17 protein-coding genes are annotated in these 18,194 nt (G+C 36.2%); 4 read left to right on the plus strand and 13 right to left on the minus strand.

The window, feature by feature from the left end:
- Positions 1–228 precede the first annotated feature (228 nt).
- The gene (gene sufB, locus CQ046_RS00735; RefSeq protein WP_105700424.1) at positions 229–1,677 is read right to left on the minus strand and encodes a Fe-S cluster assembly protein SufB; all 1,449 of its coding nucleotides are present in this window, start codon (positions 1,675–1,677) and stop codon (positions 229–231) included.
- Between the two features lie 83 nt (positions 1,678–1,760).
- The gene (locus CQ046_RS00740; RefSeq protein WP_027372006.1) at positions 1,761–2,090 is read right to left on the minus strand and encodes a HesB/IscA family protein; all 330 of its coding nucleotides are present in this window, start codon (positions 2,088–2,090) and stop codon (positions 1,761–1,763) included.
- 213 nt (positions 2,091–2,303) lie between these two features.
- Here CQ046_RS00740 and CQ046_RS00745 point away from each other — a divergent pair, with 213 nt between their 5' ends.
- Both CQ046_RS00745 and CQ046_RS00750 read left to right on the plus strand, forming a co-directional pair.
- On the plus strand, positions 2,304–3,230 hold the full coding sequence (locus tag CQ046_RS00745) for a GLPGLI family protein (RefSeq protein ID WP_105700425.1): 927 nt from the start codon (positions 2,304–2,306) through the stop codon (positions 3,228–3,230).
- A gap of 12 nt (positions 3,231–3,242) precedes the next feature.
- Complete coding sequence (locus CQ046_RS00750; protein ID WP_105700426.1) at positions 3,243–4,109, plus strand: GLPGLI family protein; 867 nt, start codon at positions 3,243–3,245, stop codon at positions 4,107–4,109.
- A 67-nt stretch (positions 4,110–4,176) separates the two neighbouring features.
- Here CQ046_RS00750 and CQ046_RS00755 read toward each other — a convergent pair whose 3' ends face one another.
- From CQ046_RS00755 to CQ046_RS00785, 7 genes are all read right to left on the minus strand, one after another.
- Positions 4,177–5,040 (minus strand): neutral zinc metallopeptidase, encoded by an 864-nt coding sequence (locus tag CQ046_RS00755; RefSeq protein ID WP_105700427.1) that lies wholly within the window; start codon positions 5,038–5,040, stop codon positions 4,177–4,179.
- A 66-nt stretch (positions 5,041–5,106) separates the two neighbouring features.
- Positions 5,107–7,185 (minus strand): LTA synthase family protein, encoded by a 2,079-nt coding sequence (locus tag CQ046_RS00760; RefSeq protein WP_105700428.1) that lies wholly within the window; start codon positions 7,183–7,185, stop codon positions 5,107–5,109.
- Positions 7,186–7,354: 169 nt separating this feature from the next.
- Positions 7,355–7,873 carry a 6,7-dimethyl-8-ribityllumazine synthase gene (gene ribH, locus CQ046_RS00765; protein WP_105700429.1) on the minus strand — a complete coding sequence of 173 codons (519 nt, stop codon included), beginning with the start codon at positions 7,871–7,873 and terminating at the stop codon, positions 7,355–7,357.
- Between the two features lie 3 nt (positions 7,874–7,876).
- Positions 7,877–8,584 carry a hypothetical protein gene (locus CQ046_RS00770; RefSeq protein WP_105700430.1) on the minus strand — a complete coding sequence of 236 codons (708 nt, stop codon included), beginning with the start codon at positions 8,582–8,584 and terminating at the stop codon, positions 7,877–7,879.
- A 243-nt stretch (positions 8,585–8,827) separates the two neighbouring features.
- Positions 8,828–9,364 carry an adenine phosphoribosyltransferase gene (locus tag CQ046_RS00775; RefSeq protein ID WP_105700431.1) on the minus strand — a complete coding sequence of 179 codons (537 nt, stop codon included), beginning with the start codon at positions 9,362–9,364 and terminating at the stop codon, positions 8,828–8,830.
- Between the two features lie 3 nt (positions 9,365–9,367).
- Complete coding sequence (locus tag CQ046_RS00780) at positions 9,368–10,567, minus strand: hypothetical protein (protein ID WP_105700432.1); 1,200 nt, start codon at positions 10,565–10,567, stop codon at positions 9,368–9,370.
- A 116-nt stretch (positions 10,568–10,683) separates the two neighbouring features.
- Complete coding sequence (locus tag CQ046_RS00785; RefSeq protein WP_105700433.1) at positions 10,684–11,700, minus strand: hypothetical protein; 1,017 nt, start codon at positions 11,698–11,700, stop codon at positions 10,684–10,686.
- A gap of 295 nt (positions 11,701–11,995) precedes the next feature.
- Between CQ046_RS00785 and CQ046_RS00790 the strand changes: the two genes are divergently transcribed.
- Both CQ046_RS00790 and CQ046_RS00795 read left to right on the plus strand, forming a co-directional pair.
- A complete protein-coding gene (locus tag CQ046_RS00790) occupies positions 11,996–12,880 on the plus strand; it encodes a GT-D fold domain-containing glycosyltransferase (protein ID WP_165790437.1) in 885 nt (294 codons plus the stop codon).
- A 103-nt stretch (positions 12,881–12,983) separates the two neighbouring features.
- Positions 12,984–14,060 (plus strand): glycosyltransferase, encoded by a 1,077-nt coding sequence (locus CQ046_RS00795; RefSeq protein ID WP_105700435.1) that lies wholly within the window; start codon positions 12,984–12,986, stop codon positions 14,058–14,060.
- 190 nt (positions 14,061–14,250) lie between these two features.
- Here the strand turns inward: CQ046_RS00795 and CQ046_RS00800 are convergent, their stop codons facing one another.
- From CQ046_RS00800 to nrfD, 4 genes are read right to left on the minus strand one after another with little or no spacing between them, the layout of a single operon-like run.
- Positions 14,251–15,582, minus strand: a complete 1,332-nt coding sequence (locus CQ046_RS00800; protein ID WP_103247875.1) for a quinol:cytochrome C oxidoreductase — start codon at positions 15,580–15,582, stop codon at positions 14,251–14,253.
- 8 nt (positions 15,583–15,590) lie between these two features.
- Positions 15,591–16,277, minus strand: a complete 687-nt coding sequence (locus tag CQ046_RS00805; protein ID WP_105700436.1) for a c-type cytochrome — start codon at positions 16,275–16,277, stop codon at positions 15,591–15,593.
- A 1-nt stretch (position 16,278) separates the two neighbouring features.
- A complete protein-coding gene (locus CQ046_RS00810) occupies positions 16,279–16,800 on the minus strand; it encodes a DUF3341 domain-containing protein (RefSeq protein WP_047376185.1) in 522 nt (173 codons plus the stop codon).
- Positions 16,787–18,184, minus strand: coding sequence for an NrfD/PsrC family molybdoenzyme membrane anchor subunit (nrfD, locus tag CQ046_RS00815; protein ID WP_047380200.1), 1,398 nt, complete (start codon positions 18,182–18,184; stop codon positions 16,787–16,789). The genes CQ046_RS00810 and nrfD overlap by 14 nt, the downstream gene beginning before the upstream one ends.
- Positions 18,185–18,194 lie beyond the last annotated feature (10 nt).

Genomic DNA, 18,194 nt, shown 5'->3' on the forward strand with positions numbered 1-18,194 from the left:
GCTAACTTTTGCTTTTTATAATTGTGTGAGCCTCATCTCTGTATATACACATTGTCTTTATCAGGAACATTTCCTCAAGAGACGGATAGAAGCTTTTTATATTTTATGTTTGTCATCATCTTCTGGGAAGACGAGAACTTGTATTTCCGTATAAAACGGTTTTTGATCTGATAAAAACACTGAAAACCTTGCCATTAAATCAGTTTATTTTTATCTGAAGTATTTATTTTATCCTACCGAACCTTCTAATGAAATCTCAAGTAATTTCTGAGCTTCAATAGCAAATTCCATAGGTAATTTATTTAAAACTTCTTTACTGAAACCATTCACAATCAAAGCGATTGCTCTTTCAGTATCAATACCTCTCTGGTTACAGTAGAAAATCTGATCTTCCCCGATTTTTGAAGTCGTTGCCTCGTGCTCTAACTGTGCCGTAGGATCTTTGATTTCAATATATGGGAAAGTATGAGCCCCACATTCATTACCCATCAATAAAGAGTCACATTGTGAGAAGTTTCTTGCTCCTTTTGCAGAAGGCATTACTTTTACCTGTCCTCTGTATGAGTTTTGAGATTTTCCGGCAGAAATACCTTTTGAAATAATTGTTGATTTGGTATTCTTCCCGATGTGGATCATTTTTGTTCCTGTATCTGCATACTGGTGGTTATTGGTTACCGCGATAGAGTAGAACTCTCCGATAGAATTGTCTCCTTTAAGGATACAAGACGGATATTTCCATGTTACTGCAGAACCTGTTTCAACCTGTGTCCATGAGATTTTTGCATTTCTTTCACAAAGTCCTCTTTTCGTTACAAAGTTGAATACCCCTCCTTTACCTTCTTCATTACCAGGATACCAGTTTTGAACGGTTGAATATTTGATCTCAGCATTGTCTAAAGCGATCAGTTCCACTACCGCAGCGTGAAGCTGGTTTTCATCTCTTGACGGTGCTGTACAGCCTTCAAGATAAGAAACATAACTTCCTTCATCAGCAATAAGCAGCGTTCTTTCAAACTGTCCTGTTCCTGCCTGGTTGATACGGAAATAAGTAGAAAGTTCCATAGGACATTTTACACCTTTAGGAATATAACAGAAACTTCCGTCAGAAAATACTGCGGAGTTCAATGCTGCATAGAAATTATCTCCTCTCGGAACTACTTTTCCAAGATATTTTCTTACTAAATCAGGATGGTTTTTAATAGCCTCAGAAATTGAACAGAAAATAATTCCTTTTTCTGCCAATGTATCCTGGAAAGTAGTTTTCACAGAAACTGAGTCCATTACGATATCTACAGCAACTCCGGAAAGTCTTTTTTGCTCTTCGATATTAATCCCTAGCTTAGCGAATGTTTTCAATAATTCAGGATCTACCTCGTCAAGACTAGCCAGTTCAGGCTTTACTTTAGGAGCAGCATAGTAACGGATTGCTTGAAAATCTGGTTTTTCATACTTGATATTCGCCCAGTTAGGCTCTACCATTTTCAGCCAGATTTTGAAAGACTCCAAACGCCATTCAGTCATCCATTCCGGTTCTTCTTTTTTAGCAGAGATCGCACGGATGATGTCCTCATTTAAACCGATCGGGAAATCTTCATAATCAATCTTCGTTTCCCAACCGAATTCATATTTTTTATTTTCTAGATCGACTCTTAAATCGTCTTCTGTATATTTACTCATTATTTTTTTTTAGATTTCAGATTTTCAATTTCAGAATTCAGAAAAGCTCTGAGGTCTGGAATCTAGGATCTAAGGTCTTTTCTCTAAAGACTAAATGATTCTCCACATCCACATGTTCTGGATGCATTCGGGTTGTTAAAAACAAACCCTTTTCCGTTCAATCCTCCTGAATACTCAAGAGTTGTGCCTGCTAAATAAAGGATGGATTTTTTATCTATAATAATTTTGATATTATTATCTTCAAAAATCTGATCTGTGTCTGTTTTTTGGTTATCAAACTTTAAAACATACTCTAAACCAGAGCATCCGCCACTTTTCACCCCTACTCTTATATAATCTTCAGCAGGGTTAAAACCATCTTCCGTCATCAACTGGATGGCTTTCTCCTTTGCATAGTCTGATACTTTTATCATTGTATTTATTTAGAATGATTTAATGATGCAAAAATACGAACTAATTTCCGCAATCTCAAATCGAAGATATCTATTTTAATGATTCTGATATTAATAGCGCGATTGAAAGGGGTTATTTATGTTAAAATTAGATAAATTTGTTATGCTTATGTGAAGATTTCATTTCTCATTTTAACCTTGAAACGTATTTAATATCTATAAATAAAATTGGTAATGAAACAAAAAATAACTGCTTTTTTTGTGTTGCTTTTCACTGTAGTGTCTTATGGACAGACTACAAGATTTGTTTACGAAACGCTGGTAAACCCAGATTCCATCAATCTGGTGAGTATGAAAAGTGAAAGAACTTTTTTGGATATTAAAGGAGATCGTTCCTTATTCATCAGCGAAAATAAATTGAAAAGAGACTCTCTTTTTACTTCTCTAAGATCGGAAGCGAAAGAAAATGATAAAAAAGAAGAAAAAGATTTTTCAAAGCTGGAAGGAAAGAAACATTTTGAACCTACTTTCTTTGAATATTTTATTTCTAAAAGCATTCCGGATCAGAAAGTATATTATTATGAAAGAGCGGCTGGAAAACAAATTTATTATCAGGAAGACAGACCTGTAAAATGGGATGTGACAAATATTGTTGAGAAACAAAATGGATATTCTGCCCAAAAAGCAGTTGCAGAGTTTGGAGGAAGAATCTGGACAGCATGGTTTACCAAAGAAATTCCTTTGTCTGACGGTCCTTACAAATTCTCCGGATTACCGGGATTGATTGTAAAGCTGGAAGATGATAAAGGAGATTATAAATTTGATCTTGTTAAGAAAATGTCCATTAAAAATGCTTTTGAGGAACAGATAAGCACTGATGCAAAACAAAGTACAAGAGTTAATTTCCATGGAGATAAGGCTGCTCTGGAACTGGAGTTTGGTAAAAACAGAAAGGCAATGGCCGGAAATAATGGTGGTGGAAATATGAATATGGGAGGAGGAAGACATAATGGCGGCATGGGCGGCGGCGGAATAAATGGAGGAGGAATGAACGGTGGTGGAATGGGCGGTGACAATCAGGGGATGCCTATGTCACAAGGCTCATCTATTGATACTTCTTCTTTTACGAATACAGTACAAAATCCAATTGAATTAAAATAAATAAAAATATAAATGAAAAAATTAGGTATTATCGCATTGGCACTCTTTATACAGAATGTTTCTGCACAGACAAACAGGTTTGTGTATCAGGTGACTATGAAACCTGATACCGAAAATAAAACAGATATTAAGACTGAAAACGCTTACCTGGATATTTCTCCTGAGAAATCTGTATTTTATTCTGAAAACCGAATCAAAAGAGATTCTATCATGCAGAAAGCTTTTCAAGGCGGCGGTGGAAGAGGAAGTATCAACAGAGATCAGATGGAAGGTTTGAGAACCAATATTAATTATTCCGTAGAAAAAGATAAAACAAACCAAAAGACCTATTTCAAAGACAGAATTGGCCGTGATATCTATTCTTATGAAGAAGACAGACCTCTGAACTGGAAAATTGGATCAGAAACAAGAAAAATAGGCGAATACAAAGTTCAGAAAGCTGAAACTGATTTTGGAGGAAGAAAGTGGACAGCATGGTTTACAACAGATCTTCCTTATCAGGATGGGCCATATAAGTTCGGAGGACTTCCGGGACTGATCGTAAAAGTGGAAGATGATAAAGGAGAGTATTCTTTTGATTTGATGAAGAACTATAAGATTGCTGAGTTCCCGACTTTGAATCAGTTTGGAAATACTTTAAAAGTGAAAAGAACTGATTATTTAAAGCAGCAACAAAAGTTTAAAACGGATCCAATGTCATTCATGAACCAAAGTGGTGGCGGGCAAGGTGGATTTTCAACGACTGTGAGAGCGGGCGGAGGAGGAAGAGGCCCTGGAGGCGGTGGCGGAAACCAAAATCCTGCCGATATGAGAAAGAGAATGGAAGAAAGGGTAAAAGAAGAAGCTAAGAAAAATTCTAACCCAATCGAATTGCAATAAATAATAAATGCGGTCTCAAATTGAGACCGCATTTTTATTTTGTATGTTGTTTAAAATACTTAGAAAATTATTTTAAAAGCTGATCGAAAGTATTACCCTGTCTGATATCTCCGGTATTGTAGCCTTTCATAAACCATTCTTTACGTTGTGCAGAAGATCCGTGGGTAAAGCTTTCCTGATTCACATATCCCTGTGCTCTTTTCTGAATGTTATCATCCCCAACTGCTTCAGCAGCATCTATTGCTGATTCAATATCTCCGGGCTCCAGAATGTGCTTGCTGTCATTGGTTCTTTTAGCCCAGACTCCGGCATAGAAATCTGCCTGTAATTCGGTAGCAACGGATACTCTGTTCAATTGTTCCTCAGAATATTGTCCGCTTCTTCTCAGTGCATCTACTTTCTGAGTAGTTCCTAAAAGAGTCTGCACATGATGTCCTACTTCGTGGGCAAGAACATACGCTACTGTAAATTCAGTTACTTTAGCTCCGAATTTTTGCTGTAGTTCATTGAAGAAACTCATATCCATATAAACCTTCTGATCAGCCGGACAATAGAATGGTCCCATGGCAGACTGAGCTGTACCACATGCTGAAGAAGTTGTATTTTCAAAAAGAACCACCTCAGGAGCGCTGTAAGTCATTCCGTTTTCTTTAAAAATCTGATCCCAGGTAAGGATATTCCATTTGGCCATCATGTCGACCATTTGTCCCACCTGTTTTTCACCAGCTGTAAGCTCTCTTTGTTCTCCTGAATTTCCTGAAGACTGTAGGCTGCCGGAATTCAGAATACCGGATGGATCACCTCCCAAAAAGAATACGATGGCTGCTATAATTAAAGTTCCGAGTCCGCCTCCTACGATCATACCTCCACTGCCTCCTCCGGAACCACGGCGGTCATCAACGTTTCCGCCTCTGTCGTCTGTCCATTTCATGATAATAAATTTAGGTGTTAATTTAAATATTTTATGCCAAAGTATAAGCGAAAAATATCTAGATGTTTATCTGTTAAGCTGTTTTGTTTTTAACCAATAAGAAGTAGACTGATAGGCTGATACGGCATCATCTACCAATTTCTGATTTGTATTTTTCAATAATTTCTCGTCATAATATAGCTTAAATGCCGGTGCAAGATCGCTTTTTTCCAATTCTAAAGAATACTGTTTTGCCTTCTTTACCGGAGAAATAATCGTTAGACGGCCATCTTTTACAAATCCTAAATCCTGATATGTTGCAATATAAGCCTTAGGCTGGAATTCTTTTTTGAAAACATCCTGCCCCAAAAATTTAGATTGATAACTGAAATTAAGTAGTCCCATAACGGTAGGCATCACATCGATCTGAGACATTAGGCCATCAAATTTTTGAGGCTGAACGAATCCTTCTGAAAAGACCAGCGCAGGAATTCTGTATTTATCCATAGGAAGTTCTGTTTTTCCGGCACTTGATGCACAGTGATCTGCAATGATAACAAAAACCGTGTTTTTATACCAGTCCTGTTTTTTAGCCATTTCAAAGAACAGTTTAAGAGAATAATCTGTATATTTCACACCTCCTTCACGTGATTTTGCTGTTCCCGGAATATCTATTCTTCCATCAGGATAAGTAAATGGTCTGTGGTTGGAAACGGTCATCCAGTGATTGAAAAACGGTTTCCCTGATTTTGCTTCCGCATTCATTACTTTAATGGCTTTTCTGGCCATATCTTCATCAGCAACACCCCAAACATTGGCAAAAGTAATTTCTTCAGGCTTAAAGTTGTTTCTGTCTACAATCCCATAGCCATTTCCAGCGAAGAAGTCCTGCATATTATCAAAATAGCTGTATCCTCCGTATAGAAATTTGACATCATATCCTTTGGATTTGAAAACACTTCCGGTTGTAAATTTATTTTTATTGTCATCTCTCTTGATAATACTTTCTCCAGCTGTAGGAGGAATGCAAAGCGTTAAAGCTTCAAGACCACGCACTGTTCTGTTTCCGGTTGCATACAGATTGGTAAACATCAACGACTTATCTGCAAGGCTGTCTAGGAAAGGAGTAATTTTTTGGGTATTGCCATAATGCTCCATGAAATCTGCTGAAAGGCTTTCTATAGAGATCAATACAACGTTTTTCTTTACCTCAGGCTGTTCTGCAACTACGGCTCTTGAAAGCGCTTGTTGAGGATACTGGCTTAGGAAATTCTTTTCGGCCTGCTGCTGGTTAATCTGTGAATAAAACTGGAAATAGTCCAGTTCATTATGGGTAAATGCCCAGTAGAACTTAGGAAGTCCGTTGGCTTCAATTTCGTCCGCAAAAACATTGTCTGACCTGATTTGCATCAAAGAAGGTATTGCCAGAGCACTAAGCGCACAAAGCACCATAAAGCTACCCAGAAGAACCATTTTTTGTTTAAAATCAGGAAGTTCCAGCAATTCATCTTTTGTCTTTTTATAAATGAACCATGTGATGGTAAGCGTAACGATCATTATTCCGGAAAATAGGGGAACAACAGGATAGCTTTCCATGATATTCCCGATCACTTCATTGGTATAGATAAGATAATCTACGGCAATAAAATTATAACGAACTCCAAATTCATTGTAAAAGAAGTATTCACTTACTCCATTGAAAATAATCAGAAGAACATATAATAATAATGTGATGAAATATAATATGTTACGTATTTTTGTTCTTTGAGTAGGAAGGAAAAGCATCAATCCGAAGAAAAGAGTTTTTATCCCAACAAAAACAAGAGCAACCTCCATGATAGAACCTCCATATTGCTTGAAAATGTTGTTTGGAACAAGCCATATATAAAGGAAGAACAGAACCAAAGCACTCAAAATAACATATCCGTAAGGTTTTTTATATTTTGAATTGGAGAGGAAGAGGAAGTAAAGCGCAAGAATAGAACTGGCCAGTATGAAAACAAAAATGTCATTCACCAGACCTATCAGCAACACTTTAATAACTTCGAAAAATCCAAAACTAGCTGTCGTAATAGGATGAAAAAAGAATACTGTTCTTATTATCAACGAAATAATAAGATAGAAAACTCCTAAATATAGGAACGGTTTTATTTTGCTTAAAAACATGTATGTACTGTTTTTATTAGTTTTCACAAAGATAGTTTTTGTATATAACTTTTGACAGAAATAAAACAAAAACATCCCGTTTATTAATAAGATTTATGATTTAGAAATAAGCTAATAAAAAGGGACTATTGAAAAATAGTCCCGATATATTATGAAGGTTGATCTGTGGTTAAGAGTGTCCGAAACCGATATTTCCTTTTTTATCAGATAATTTCTTTTTGAAATCAATCATTCTTAAAGCGGTAACAGCTGCTTCTACACCTTTGTTTCCAAGATCACCACCACTTCTTGCGATAGATTGCTCTTTGGTATCATCTGTTAATACACAGAAAATAGTAGGAGTATCTGTCATGATGTTACAGTCTTTGATTCCCTGTGCTACTGCAGAACATACATAATCAAAATGAGGTGTTTCTCCACGGATTACACACCCTATAGAAATTATTGCATCATATTTTCTCTCTTTGCAAAGCTGCATGCTTGCATAGTTGAGTTCGAAAGCACCGGGAACAGGGAAAAGTTTGATGTTTTCAGGTTTTACGCCTTCTTTTTCAAGTATTTCCAAAGCTGCATCACGAAGATTGTACGTTACAAAATCATTCCACTCAGAAAAAACAATGCCGATAGAAAAATCTTCGGCATTCGTTATATGAAGTGGCTTGTAATCGGAAAGATTAACTGTTGCCATTTTTTAGTAATATTTAGTCATTTCAATATAAGAATCAGACATTCCGTTGTCGTAGTCCTGATATTTCTCGTCAATTGCAGAGAAGTATTTTTTAGCTTCTGCATTTTTCTTTAATCCTAAAGCTACAATACCTGCTTTTCTTGTGAAATAGTAGGTTGTATAAGGATCATCAGAAGCAGTTGCTGCTTTGTCTAATAAAGCTAAAGCCTCATCGTTTTTGTTAAGACCTGATTTTGCATCTGCCATAGCTCCGAATTTCATTGCTACTAAAGTTTTGTTATCAGATGAAAACTGATCTAAAAGATCGTAAGCTTCTTGGAATTTTCCTTCTTTGAATTTCAATAAACCTGCATTGTAAGATGAAAGTTTACCGATTTTAGTAGAAGAATATTCGTTATATGTACCTACAAAACCTGGGTTAGCTGCAGATTTTCCACCTAAAGCGTCCTTATCTTTACCTTCAGTAAGACTTTTTTGAGCAGAAAGGAAACTTTTCATAGCTTCAACGTTCTTTGGAGCAACTACAAATTGCTTGTAAGCAAAGAATCCTAAAACTCCTAAAATTAATGCTCCAAATACAAATCCTAGCGGCTTTGAATATTTTTCAACAAATCTTTCAGTGTTTAAAGCTTCTCTGTCAAGGTCTTTAAAGAACTCAACCGTTTCTTTACCTTCTTGCTCGTTTTGAGCACTCTTTCCCAATTTTGCCATAAGTTTTTAAAAATTGAAATGCAAATTTAATTGTTTCTGAATGATTTACAAAATACTTTGTGAGTATTATTGATGAAATTTGGTGAATTGTTAATTGTGAATGATGAATTTATTAAAAAAAGATGCTTCGACAGGCTCAGCATGACACTTCTAATACTACTTGTTCTAATCTTACAGTAAATTATTAGCGTTGTCATGCTGAGCGGAGTCGAAGCATATATCTTAATCTTGTTAGGATCAATCTTAATATCCTAAAATATGATAGACTTCTGCACCAAATTTCTTCAGTTTTTCATCACCATTCAAATCTTTTAAGCCGATAAGGAAACTGAATTGGGAAACTGTTGCTCCCTGTTTTTCAACCAACTTTGCGGCGGCTTCTGTAGTTCCTCCTGTTGCTAAAAGATCATCATGAATCAAAACTCTTTGTCCTGGTTTTATCTGTCCTTCGCGGGTTTCAATAACAGCACTTCCATACTCCAGGTCATATTTTTCTGAAATGACAGGTGGAGGAAGCTTTCCGGCTTTTCTGATTAAAATGAATGGAACTTCCAGTGCTACTGCAATAGCGATTCCAAATAAATAACCACGGCTTTCTATTCCGCAGACTGCATCTACTTTTCCTTTACTGAAGGCTGCAAGATCCGCAATAACGTCTTCATAAAGTTTTGGATTTAAAAAGATGGGTGAAATATCTTTAAACTGTATTCCCGGAATCGGAAAATCAGGGATATTTTCAATTGTTTCTTCTAGTTTTCTGATCAGTTCTGCTGAAGCCATGTATTAATTGATTTTATAGCTGGAAATTTTCCACTCTCCATTTACATTTTTAAGTCCGAAAGTAACTTTTAATGAGGTCGTTTTACCACTTTTATCCGTTACATCATACGTAGCATTTACACTTGCTCCGTTGGCAGTGGCTCCGTTTGTGGTAATATTTTTTACGCTTACATTTTTTACAGCTCCAAAACCTGAATTAGGGTTGGAGAAAGACTCATAGCTTCCCCAGCTTGGATTGTTTGATGTATCGTAAGCTGCTTTTAAATTCTGAGAGCTTACACTGTTTAAAAACTTGCTTACTGTATTTTTAGGATCCGCTGTCGGCTGCTTTGGAGTTGCCGGTGCAGTTGGAGTAGTGGTTGCAGGATCTGTAGTTGCTCCTGTAGTTGCTGCTGGATTGTTTGGATCTACTACTGCGCTTGGCTGTTCCGGTACAGCAAGTGTATCGGTTTTAGGAATGGCAGGAACTTTCAGAGCTGCTGCGTTAACATCAAGCCCGATTTTTGACATTTTGAAAGTTTTGGCTGTTGTTTTTACAGAAACTGTAATATCGATTTTATTATCCACCACTTTTGCCGCGGGAATAGAGGAAAATTTCAGGTTGAATCCTTTGAAGTTATTATCCTGCATCAGATTTTTAGCAGTAGCCAATTTTACTCCATTGCTGAATACTTCAAGAGTAGCTTCAAGACCAGCTCCTGTAAATGACACAGGGTTTCCTGCTGCATCTACAAGTCTTGGAACGATCTGAATAGCAGTAGGTGCTCCGGATCCGTCGTCTCCGGTAGGTCTCGTAACAATGCTTAATGATCCGGCTTTCACATCATTAGGATCACTTTCTTTAGCTTTATCATCCCCGAAGATATTCATTTCTCCAAGTGATGGTGGGGCAGTACTTGCCCATTCTATTCCGTTTTTCTGTGCAACCTCGTCTGCAAGAGACATGATTTCAGGTACTTTTTTTCCATTAATCAGTTTTCCAAGAGCTTTTAATTCATTGATATCACCATCTGCTTCTACGCCAAATGTTTTTAGGATATAAAGAGCCTCATTAAACTTAATCTGCTTAATGGTTGGTAAACTGGAAGTCATATCATTGATACTTGACTGCAGTGTTTTAGTATTCGTAGCATCTACATGATCTTTCTTACATGCTGTAAAAAGCAAGAGACTGAAAACAAGTAGAAAAGAAAACTTTTTCATTTTTATTTGGTTTGTTGCAAATTTAATAAAACCTTTATTAATACTGGATTTTATTTTTACTTTATGTTTTCAGACCCATCTTATTTCTTTTCCTCAGTATCCATAATCCTATATTTTTACTTTTTATTAGGCAGCTCTTTTAGATCTCCTTTGAAAAAGTTACTGAAAATAGTCTGCATATTTGGGAATGAAGAATCTTGCCAGTAAGAGGTTTTGTATTTACTTTTGTCTTCATCAAACTTGACCTTTTCAATATCATTGTCATTATTGAAGCTCAATTCTGTGGGATAGAAATTAGTGTAAACCGCTATCTGATTATAATTGGGTTCGCTTTTATGCTTAAGTTTTACAAAAACAAGTTCATTGTATTCCAGGAAATCTTTCAGTGTCTTTTCTGACCCTTTTTCAAAGGACATATTCAAAATGGTTCTTATATCATAAAATCGATATCCAAAGAATGAAAACTCTTTTTCCTGGAGTATACCCTCCGTCACTTCAATCTGATCTTTTCGATCTCCTTTTAATTCTTTAATGAGATTTCTTTTCGTTTTATATTCTTCCGGATTTCCTACATTCTTAAGCTTTGGAATCTGTAGGGATTTGCCATAATCCCATGATGACGTTTCTTTTTTTTCGTTTTTAGCTTCCGTCAGTCTGAAAACTCTGTATTGTTCAACATTGGTGCTTTTCAGTTTTTTGGTTTTATTATCAAAAATGTAAGTGACAATTCCATCAGCATAACTATTCAATTTATTGTTTACAGTGACATAAGCGTTAAAATTTCCTTTAATAAAAATGTATCTGGCAGGTTTGCTATTTTTGATGACAACTGTTTCTATTTCCTTCACCTGATCATTGAGTTTGATAACAGGCTGATCAAAATCAGAATATGATAATGTGGCTACAGGAAAATTATTATATACCAGCTGAAACTTTTCTTGTGCCGGAGATATTGTTTGTTTATCAATTTTTCCATCAATATCAGAATAGGCCAGGATATTACCATCTTTTCCAAATACCGAAACTCTTGGAAGAGGCTGATTGGTTTTTTCAGAGACAAATGTGATGGTTTGAGCCTGAATACAGCCGAATAAAAATATAAATAATGAGTAAAGGACAAATTTTGTTTTCATAATAAGAATTTGTTTTAGTGAATCATCTCATTATAGAGACGCATAAAGCCCGGAATGGTTGCCTGTAGACTCATATGCATTATAAAAGACTGATTGTTAAAACAATCAGTCTTTTATAATTTTATTTTGTTACAAATCCCTATAGATGAATTTGTATTCTGAAGAATGATACAAACCATAGATATTTTACGATCTCATCTTTTGTCTTGGAAAATTATTGTAATTTTATTTGTTTTAATTGTTGAGATTAAGCTACAGTTTTTTTGTTATGCAGTCTCGCTTAATTTCATATTTAATGAATAGTTTCAAAAAAAGATATCATTATTATCGTTTTTTTTTCAGCACCAGAAAACTGAGAAAGAATTTTCCATTTTATAAAGTGGAATCTCTGGCAGAAACAATGGATGAAATCCGTGTTCATAAAAAGAATATCAGCAGATTTGGAGACGGAGAGTTTCGTTTAGTACTCAATACAGCGGGTATTGGTTTCCAAAATGGAAGTGAAGAGATAACGCACAGGCTTCGGGAAGTTCTGACCTCAGATTTACCGAATCATCTGGTAGCTATTCCTGAAACTTTCTCTCTGAGAAATAATCTCAATTGGAGGGTGAAATTTTGGTGGCTGAATTACATCAATACAGTTGGAGTTCAGATTTCCCAGCATCTGAACCCTAAGAAAAAATATGCTAATGCTTTTATTACCCGTTTTTATCTAGATTATGAAACCAAAAAACATATTCCTGAAATTCTTGAGAAAATAAAAAAACTTTGGAAAGATCAGGATGTTTTGATTGTAGAAGGTGAATATTCACGATTAGGAGTTGGAAATGATCTTTTTGATGATGTAAAATCTTTGCAAAGGATTCTTTGTCCTGCAAAAGATGCTTTTTCTTCCTATCAGGAAATTCTTTCTGAAATTAAAGTTCTGGGAAGAGATAAGCTGGTACTTTTAGCACTTGGGCCTACAGCAACGGTAATGGCGTATGATTTGGCAAAAGAAAACATCTGGACAATAGATATAGGACATGTAGATTTAGAATACATGTGGTATTTACAGAATGCTCAGGAAAAAGTACCTGTTGCAGGAAGGTTGGTGAATGAAGCTATTAGAGAGCAAATCGTAGAAATACCTGAAGAGGAGAAGGCGAAATATGAAAATTCTATCATAAAGAAAATGTAGAAGGGTTTAATTTTTTCCATCCCTGGATTTTCTCATCTTACTTAAATACCGTATTTTCTGAGTTTTGAGAAATCTGAAAATAAAAAATATAATATATAAACACATGATTAAGAAAAGATTTGGTCAGGTAAATCGGCTTGTAAAAGATATTTTAGCTTTTGAGGAGATTAAAAAAAACAAACCTGAAAACACACAAAAGGCAGTAGTGGTTAGCATTAAAAATCATACTACCTATCATCGTTTTTTCTATTTGCTTCTTAAATTTTATAGGCTTGCAGGATATAACGTCTATTATCAGATGGATTTTGCCACATTCAGGAATATACGCAATAAAGAGAAATACCTCAGTATGATTGTAAGGGAAGATAATTTCTTAATTGTGAATAAGAAATATAAGCCTGAAAATTATATCGAGATAAAAGATGAGATGTTCAGCCCAGATTATTTTTCCACTTATTTTGAAAAGAATAATAATACGGATAATGTGTTTCATGTTCCCATGAGCTTTCATCCTTTAATGTATCATTACGGATTGTGGAATCGTAAGGTTGATGTCAATAAAAAGAGAGTAAATTCAATTTTCTGTTACGGGAATTTTGACTCGCAGGCATATCTTGATATTAAAAGAACAGAGTTTTCTGTGGTTCCCAGAACAGAACTTCTGAGCTTTATGAAAGGAAAATCTGAATTTATGGCGCTTTCCGGTAAGGAGGAACTTTTAAAAGGGATAAAAGAAAGAAGCCTGGAAAATAAATATGCTTTTGCCATTAAAGAAGATTTCGAACTTCCTATGGAAGATGTGAGAGAAACATTATCTCATTTCAACTTTTATTTTTGCTGCCCGGGAGTTGTAATGCCTTTATGTCATAATGTAATTGAAGCCATGTCTGTAGGGACTATCCCGATTATTCAAAAAGAGTATACAGAAGTAATGTATCCCAATCTGACAGATGGTGTAAATGCTATAATTTTTGATGATTTGAAACATCTGGATTCTATTTTGCAGAACATCTTTAATACACCCGAAACTGAGGTCAACAGGATGAGAGAAAATGTATTAAACTACTTTCAGGACTATCTTACTCCGGAAAGTATGATAGAGCATTTAAATGAAAGTATAAGGAATAAAGAAATGGTTTATTTGCAGGCTGAGTACCGTAGCGTAAAGCTTGTTCGCTAAAGCATTTAAAAACAGGATTTCTATAGTAAAAGAGCAATCCGGGGAATAGTTCTCCGGATTTTTTTATGCTCAATAGAATAGCTTCCGTTATTGTTGGTTTCAAATGTATTAATACTCCATGTTTATTCTTAATAAAAAAGACCGATCATCATAATGACGATCGGTCTTTTATTTATTTTGTTACAAGTCCTTAGAAAGGATACTCATAAATTTCAGATTCGTGTAAGAATGGGTTTCCTGTAGGAATCAACTTCAGTTTAGATAAAGCTGAAAGTACAGTAAACATAAATAATCCAATTACGAATAATAAAGCTCCCAAAATTAGGATGAATACTTCCGGAGTGTTCCAGTAAGGTCCTACCGTTCCCGGCATTACCATATTGAAATAATCCAAAATGTGTCCTAAGATAACTACTACTGCCATTGTTGTAACAACTTTGTAGTTTCTCTTGATGCTGCTGCTTACTAATACCAATAGTGGTAATAGGAAGTTTACGATCAGCATTGGTAAGAACGTAGTACCATAGTGCTGGAATCTACCAAAGAAGTAGTTAACCTCTTCCGGAACGTTCGCATACCAATAAAGCATGAACTGAGCGAACCATGTATACGTCCAAAGCATACTTGTAGCGAAAAGGAAAACCCCTAAATCGTGTAAGTGGTTATCATTGAACTGAGGAAGGAATCCGTTTTTCTTAAGGTATACACTTAGTAAAATGATTACAGCAATACCACTTGAAAGGCAGCTAACCATTGAATACCAGATATACATTGTAGAGTACCAGTGAGGGTCAATAGACATCAACCAGTCCCAAGCCCAAGCTGCAGAAGCAAATCCGAAGAATGCAATATATCCTACTGCCCATCTGTAAAGGAATTGATATTCTACTTTAGATTTTGTCTCGTCTACTTTTTTAGACTGAGCTTTCAGTTTCCAGGCGAAGAAAGAAGCACCTAATACATAGATGAACGTTCTGATTGCATAGAAAGGAATATTCAGGAATCTTTTCTTTTCGAATAAGATCACATCGAAATGAGCAGAGTTAGGATCTGTCAAATCCGGATCCATCCAGTGGAAAAGGTGTCCTTGGTGGAAGATATTTAAAAGCATTAAGATGATCAAAATAGCTCCTCCGTATGGAATATAAGAAGCAATAGCTTCCATTACTCTTGTAATAATAATTGGCCAACCTGCATGTGCAGCGTGTTGAATACAATAGAAGAATAATACGGCACAACTTACTCCGAAGAAAAATACAGCTACAAAATGTATTGCTGCTAAAGGCTGATTGTGGATCTGTAGAGTAGCATGCTCCAGGTGAGCAGCATGATCTTGAGGTCCTATCATTTCACTAGAGTGAGTAGGTGCATTATGACCAGAAGCATGAACAGCTTCCATCATTTGTTCAATCTTCTCAGTAGAAATTCCTTTGTTCATAAAGAAACCAATACCAAATAGTACTAAACCTGCAACAAGAAGTATTAAAGAAGTTGATTTTAATTTTGGTGAAAAACTATACATTTCTTTTCTTATTTTTTAGTTTCAGTAGTAGTTTCAGGTTTTGCTTCAGTTGTAGCCGCTGCCGCTGGTGCCGCTGCTCCTTTTTTGAAAGCACTCATCACATACATTGCAACTCTCCATCTGTCTCCAGCGTTTAGTTGTCCTGCATAAGATCCCATCGCGTTTCTACCGTTTGTTAATACATAATGAACAGATCCTACAGTAATTTCTCTGTCAGCATAGTTCGGCACTCCAGAGAATGCTCCACTTTGTACGATAGGTCCTTGTCCATCACCTCCTGTTCCGTGACATGCAGCACAAGTGTGATCAAACAATACTTTACCTCTTTCAAGATCCTTAGCTGCATTAGATGGGTTCAGAGGAGATACTGTAAGTTTTTTAGAAGCATCATACCCTGCGTTGTACTCGTCAACATTCTTAGGTAATAAGCTTTCTTCAAAAACACCGTCTTTATTTTGAGGAACTGATCCTTCTACTGGAGAAAGACCTGTTGCACCATTATTTTTAACAAAAGCAGGAATTTCATTTTCATGATCTGAATAAGCGTCTTGAGCTTTCATCAATGGATCATAAGCTACCGGAAAATACATATCCGGGAAATATACCAACGGAGTATTCTCCTTTGGTCCGCAAGAGTTAAGTAAAACCGTTGTTAAACCTAAAACTGCTGTAATTTTTAATACATTCTTTTTCATTTTAAGCGTCTTTAACAGTTATTTCTTCAACTCCAGTTTCAATAAGCAACTGTTTTACAGATTCTACATCTTCAGTTACAAATTCCATCATGAATTTATCATCAGTAGTTCTTGGATCTGGGTTCTGAGCTGGAGCTCCTGGGTACATTTTGTTTCTAACCAAGAAAGTTAAAGACATCATGTGAGCAGCACAGAATACCATTAATTCGAACATTGGAACTACGAATGCCGGCATATTGTGTGCCCAGTCAAAAGCTGGCTTACCACCAATATTCTGTGGCCAGTCATGATTCATTACATACCAAGTTACAGTAGCACCAATAGTAACACCATAAAGAGCATATAAGAATGCAGCATCAGAAATTCTAGTTTTCTTTAACCCTAAAGCTTTGTCTAGCCCGTGAACCGGAAACGGAGTATAAACCTCGTTTATTGCGATTCCTTTATCGTTGAATGCTTTAACGCCGTTCATTAAATCGTCGTCGTCAGCATAAAGTCCGTATACAATTTTAGTGGTGCTCATCTCCTTCTTTTGCTTTATAAGTTTCACCTGAGATTTTCAAAATCGATTTTAATTCAGCCTGTGCAATTACAGGGAATGTTCTTGCGTATAATAAGAATAATACAGAGAAGAATCCGATTGTTCCTAAATATACACCCACATCAATGATCGTTGGCTTAAACATTGTCCATGATCCTGGTAAGTAGTCTCTTGAAAGGTTGATAACGATGATATCGAAACGCTCAAACCACATACCGATGTTGATGATTAATGCAACAATGAATGTCCAGATAATGTTCGTTCTAAGTCTTTTGAACCAGAATGAAGCAGGAACTACAAGGTTACAGATAATCAATGACCAGAATGCCCACCAGTAAGGTCCTACAGCAGCACCTGGAGAAAGATATGTGAAATCTTCAAATCTAGATCCTGAGTACCATCCGATGAAATATTCTGTTGCATAAGCTACCGTTACCATACCACCTGTAAGAACGATTACGATGTTCATAATTTCGATATGATACATTGTGATGTATTCTTCTAAGTGACAAACTTTTCTAGCGATCAACAATAGTGTTTGTACCATTGCAAATCCTGAGAAGATTGCTCCGGCAACGAAGTAAGGAGGATAGATCGTAGAGTGCCATCCTTTAATTACTGAAGTTGCGAAGTCAAAAGATACGGTAGTGTGTACTGAGAATACAAGTGGAGTTGCCAAACCTGCAAGAACCAAAGAAAGTTCTTCGAATCTTTGCCAGTGTTTTGCTTTACCACCCCAACCGAATGCTAGGAATGTATAAATTTTCTTAGTCCAAGGAGTTTTAGCTCTATCTCTGATCATTGCAAAGTCAGGGATTAGTCCCATGAACCAGAATACAGTTGATACCGAGAAATACGTAGAGATCGCAAATACGTCCCAAAGTAGAGGAGAGTTGAAGTTCCCCCAAAGAGAACCGAATTGGTTTGGTAAAGGGAATACCCAGTATCCAACCCAAACTCTACCCATGTGAATTACAGGGAAGATTGCTGCCTGTACAACCGCAAAGATCGTCATCGCCTCTGCAGATCTGTTTACAGACATTCTCCATCTCTGTCTAAATAATAATAATACTGCTGAGATTAGGGTCCCGGCGTGACCGATACCTACCCACCATACGAAGTTGGTAATATCCCAACCCCAGTTAATAGTTCTGTTAAGCCCCCATGCTCCAATACCTGTCCCGATAGTGTAAGCGATACAGCCGAATCCATAGAGGAATAGAACTAGTGCAGCATATAATGAGATCCACCATAATTTACCTGCTCTTTCTTCGATAGGTCGTGCAATATCTTCTGTGATATCGTGATAAGTTTTGTGACCAATAATTAGAGGTTCCCTTATCGGAGCTTCGTAATGTCCTGACATTTTTTACCTA

Source organism: Chryseobacterium sp. MYb7, from assembly GCF_002979455.1.
In the GTDB taxonomy this organism is placed as follows: Bacteria; Bacteroidota; Bacteroidia; order Flavobacteriales; family Weeksellaceae; genus Chryseobacterium.

What these genes read in the sequence shown, in the direction of transcription:
- CQ046_RS00810 (WP_047376185.1), bottom strand. Translation starts at nt 16,800, where the DNA reads ATGAGCACCACTAAAATTGTATACGGACTTTATGCTGACGACGACGAT.
- nrfD (WP_047380200.1), bottom strand. Translation starts at nt 18,184, where the DNA reads ATGTCAGGACATTACGAAGCTCCGATAAGGGAACCTCTAATTATTGGT.
- CQ046_RS00755 (WP_105700427.1), bottom strand. Translation starts at nt 5,040, where the DNA reads ATGAAATGGACAGACGACAGAGGCGGAAACGTTGATGACCGCCGTGGT.
- CQ046_RS00760 (WP_105700428.1), bottom strand. Translation starts at nt 7,185, where the DNA reads ATGTTTTTAAGCAAAATAAAACCGTTCCTATATTTAGGAGTTTTCTAT.
- CQ046_RS00790 (WP_165790437.1), top strand. Translation starts at nt 11,996, where the DNA reads ATGAATAGTTTCAAAAAAAGATATCATTATTATCGTTTTTTTTTCAGC.
- ribH (WP_105700429.1), bottom strand. Translation starts at nt 7,873, where the DNA reads ATGGCAACAGTTAATCTTTCCGATTACAAGCCACTTCATATAACGAAT.
- sufB (WP_105700424.1), bottom strand. Translation starts at nt 1,677, where the DNA reads ATGAGTAAATATACAGAAGACGATTTAAGAGTCGATCTAGAAAATAAA.
- CQ046_RS00785 (WP_105700433.1), bottom strand. Translation starts at nt 11,700, where the DNA reads ATGAAAACAAAATTTGTCCTTTACTCATTATTTATATTTTTATTCGGC.
- CQ046_RS00775 (WP_105700431.1), bottom strand. Translation starts at nt 9,364, where the DNA reads ATGGCTTCAGCAGAACTGATCAGAAAACTAGAAGAAACAATTGAAAAT.
- CQ046_RS00770 (WP_105700430.1), bottom strand. Translation starts at nt 8,584, where the DNA reads ATGGCAAAATTGGGAAAGAGTGCTCAAAACGAGCAAGAAGGTAAAGAA.
- CQ046_RS00800 (WP_103247875.1), bottom strand. Translation starts at nt 15,582, where the DNA reads ATGTATAGTTTTTCACCAAAATTAAAATCAACTTCTTTAATACTTCTT.
- CQ046_RS00750 (WP_105700426.1), top strand. Translation starts at nt 3,243, where the DNA reads ATGAAAAAATTAGGTATTATCGCATTGGCACTCTTTATACAGAATGTT.
- CQ046_RS00740 (WP_027372006.1), bottom strand. Translation starts at nt 2,090, where the DNA reads ATGATAAAAGTATCAGACTATGCAAAGGAGAAAGCCATCCAGTTGATG.
- CQ046_RS00745 (WP_105700425.1), top strand. Translation starts at nt 2,304, where the DNA reads ATGAAACAAAAAATAACTGCTTTTTTTGTGTTGCTTTTCACTGTAGTG.
- CQ046_RS00780 (WP_105700432.1), bottom strand. Translation starts at nt 10,567, where the DNA reads ATGAAAAAGTTTTCTTTTCTACTTGTTTTCAGTCTCTTGCTTTTTACA.
- CQ046_RS00805 (WP_105700436.1), bottom strand. Translation starts at nt 16,277, where the DNA reads ATGAAAAAGAATGTATTAAAAATTACAGCAGTTTTAGGTTTAACAACG.
- CQ046_RS00795 (WP_105700435.1), top strand. Translation starts at nt 12,984, where the DNA reads ATGATTAAGAAAAGATTTGGTCAGGTAAATCGGCTTGTAAAAGATATT.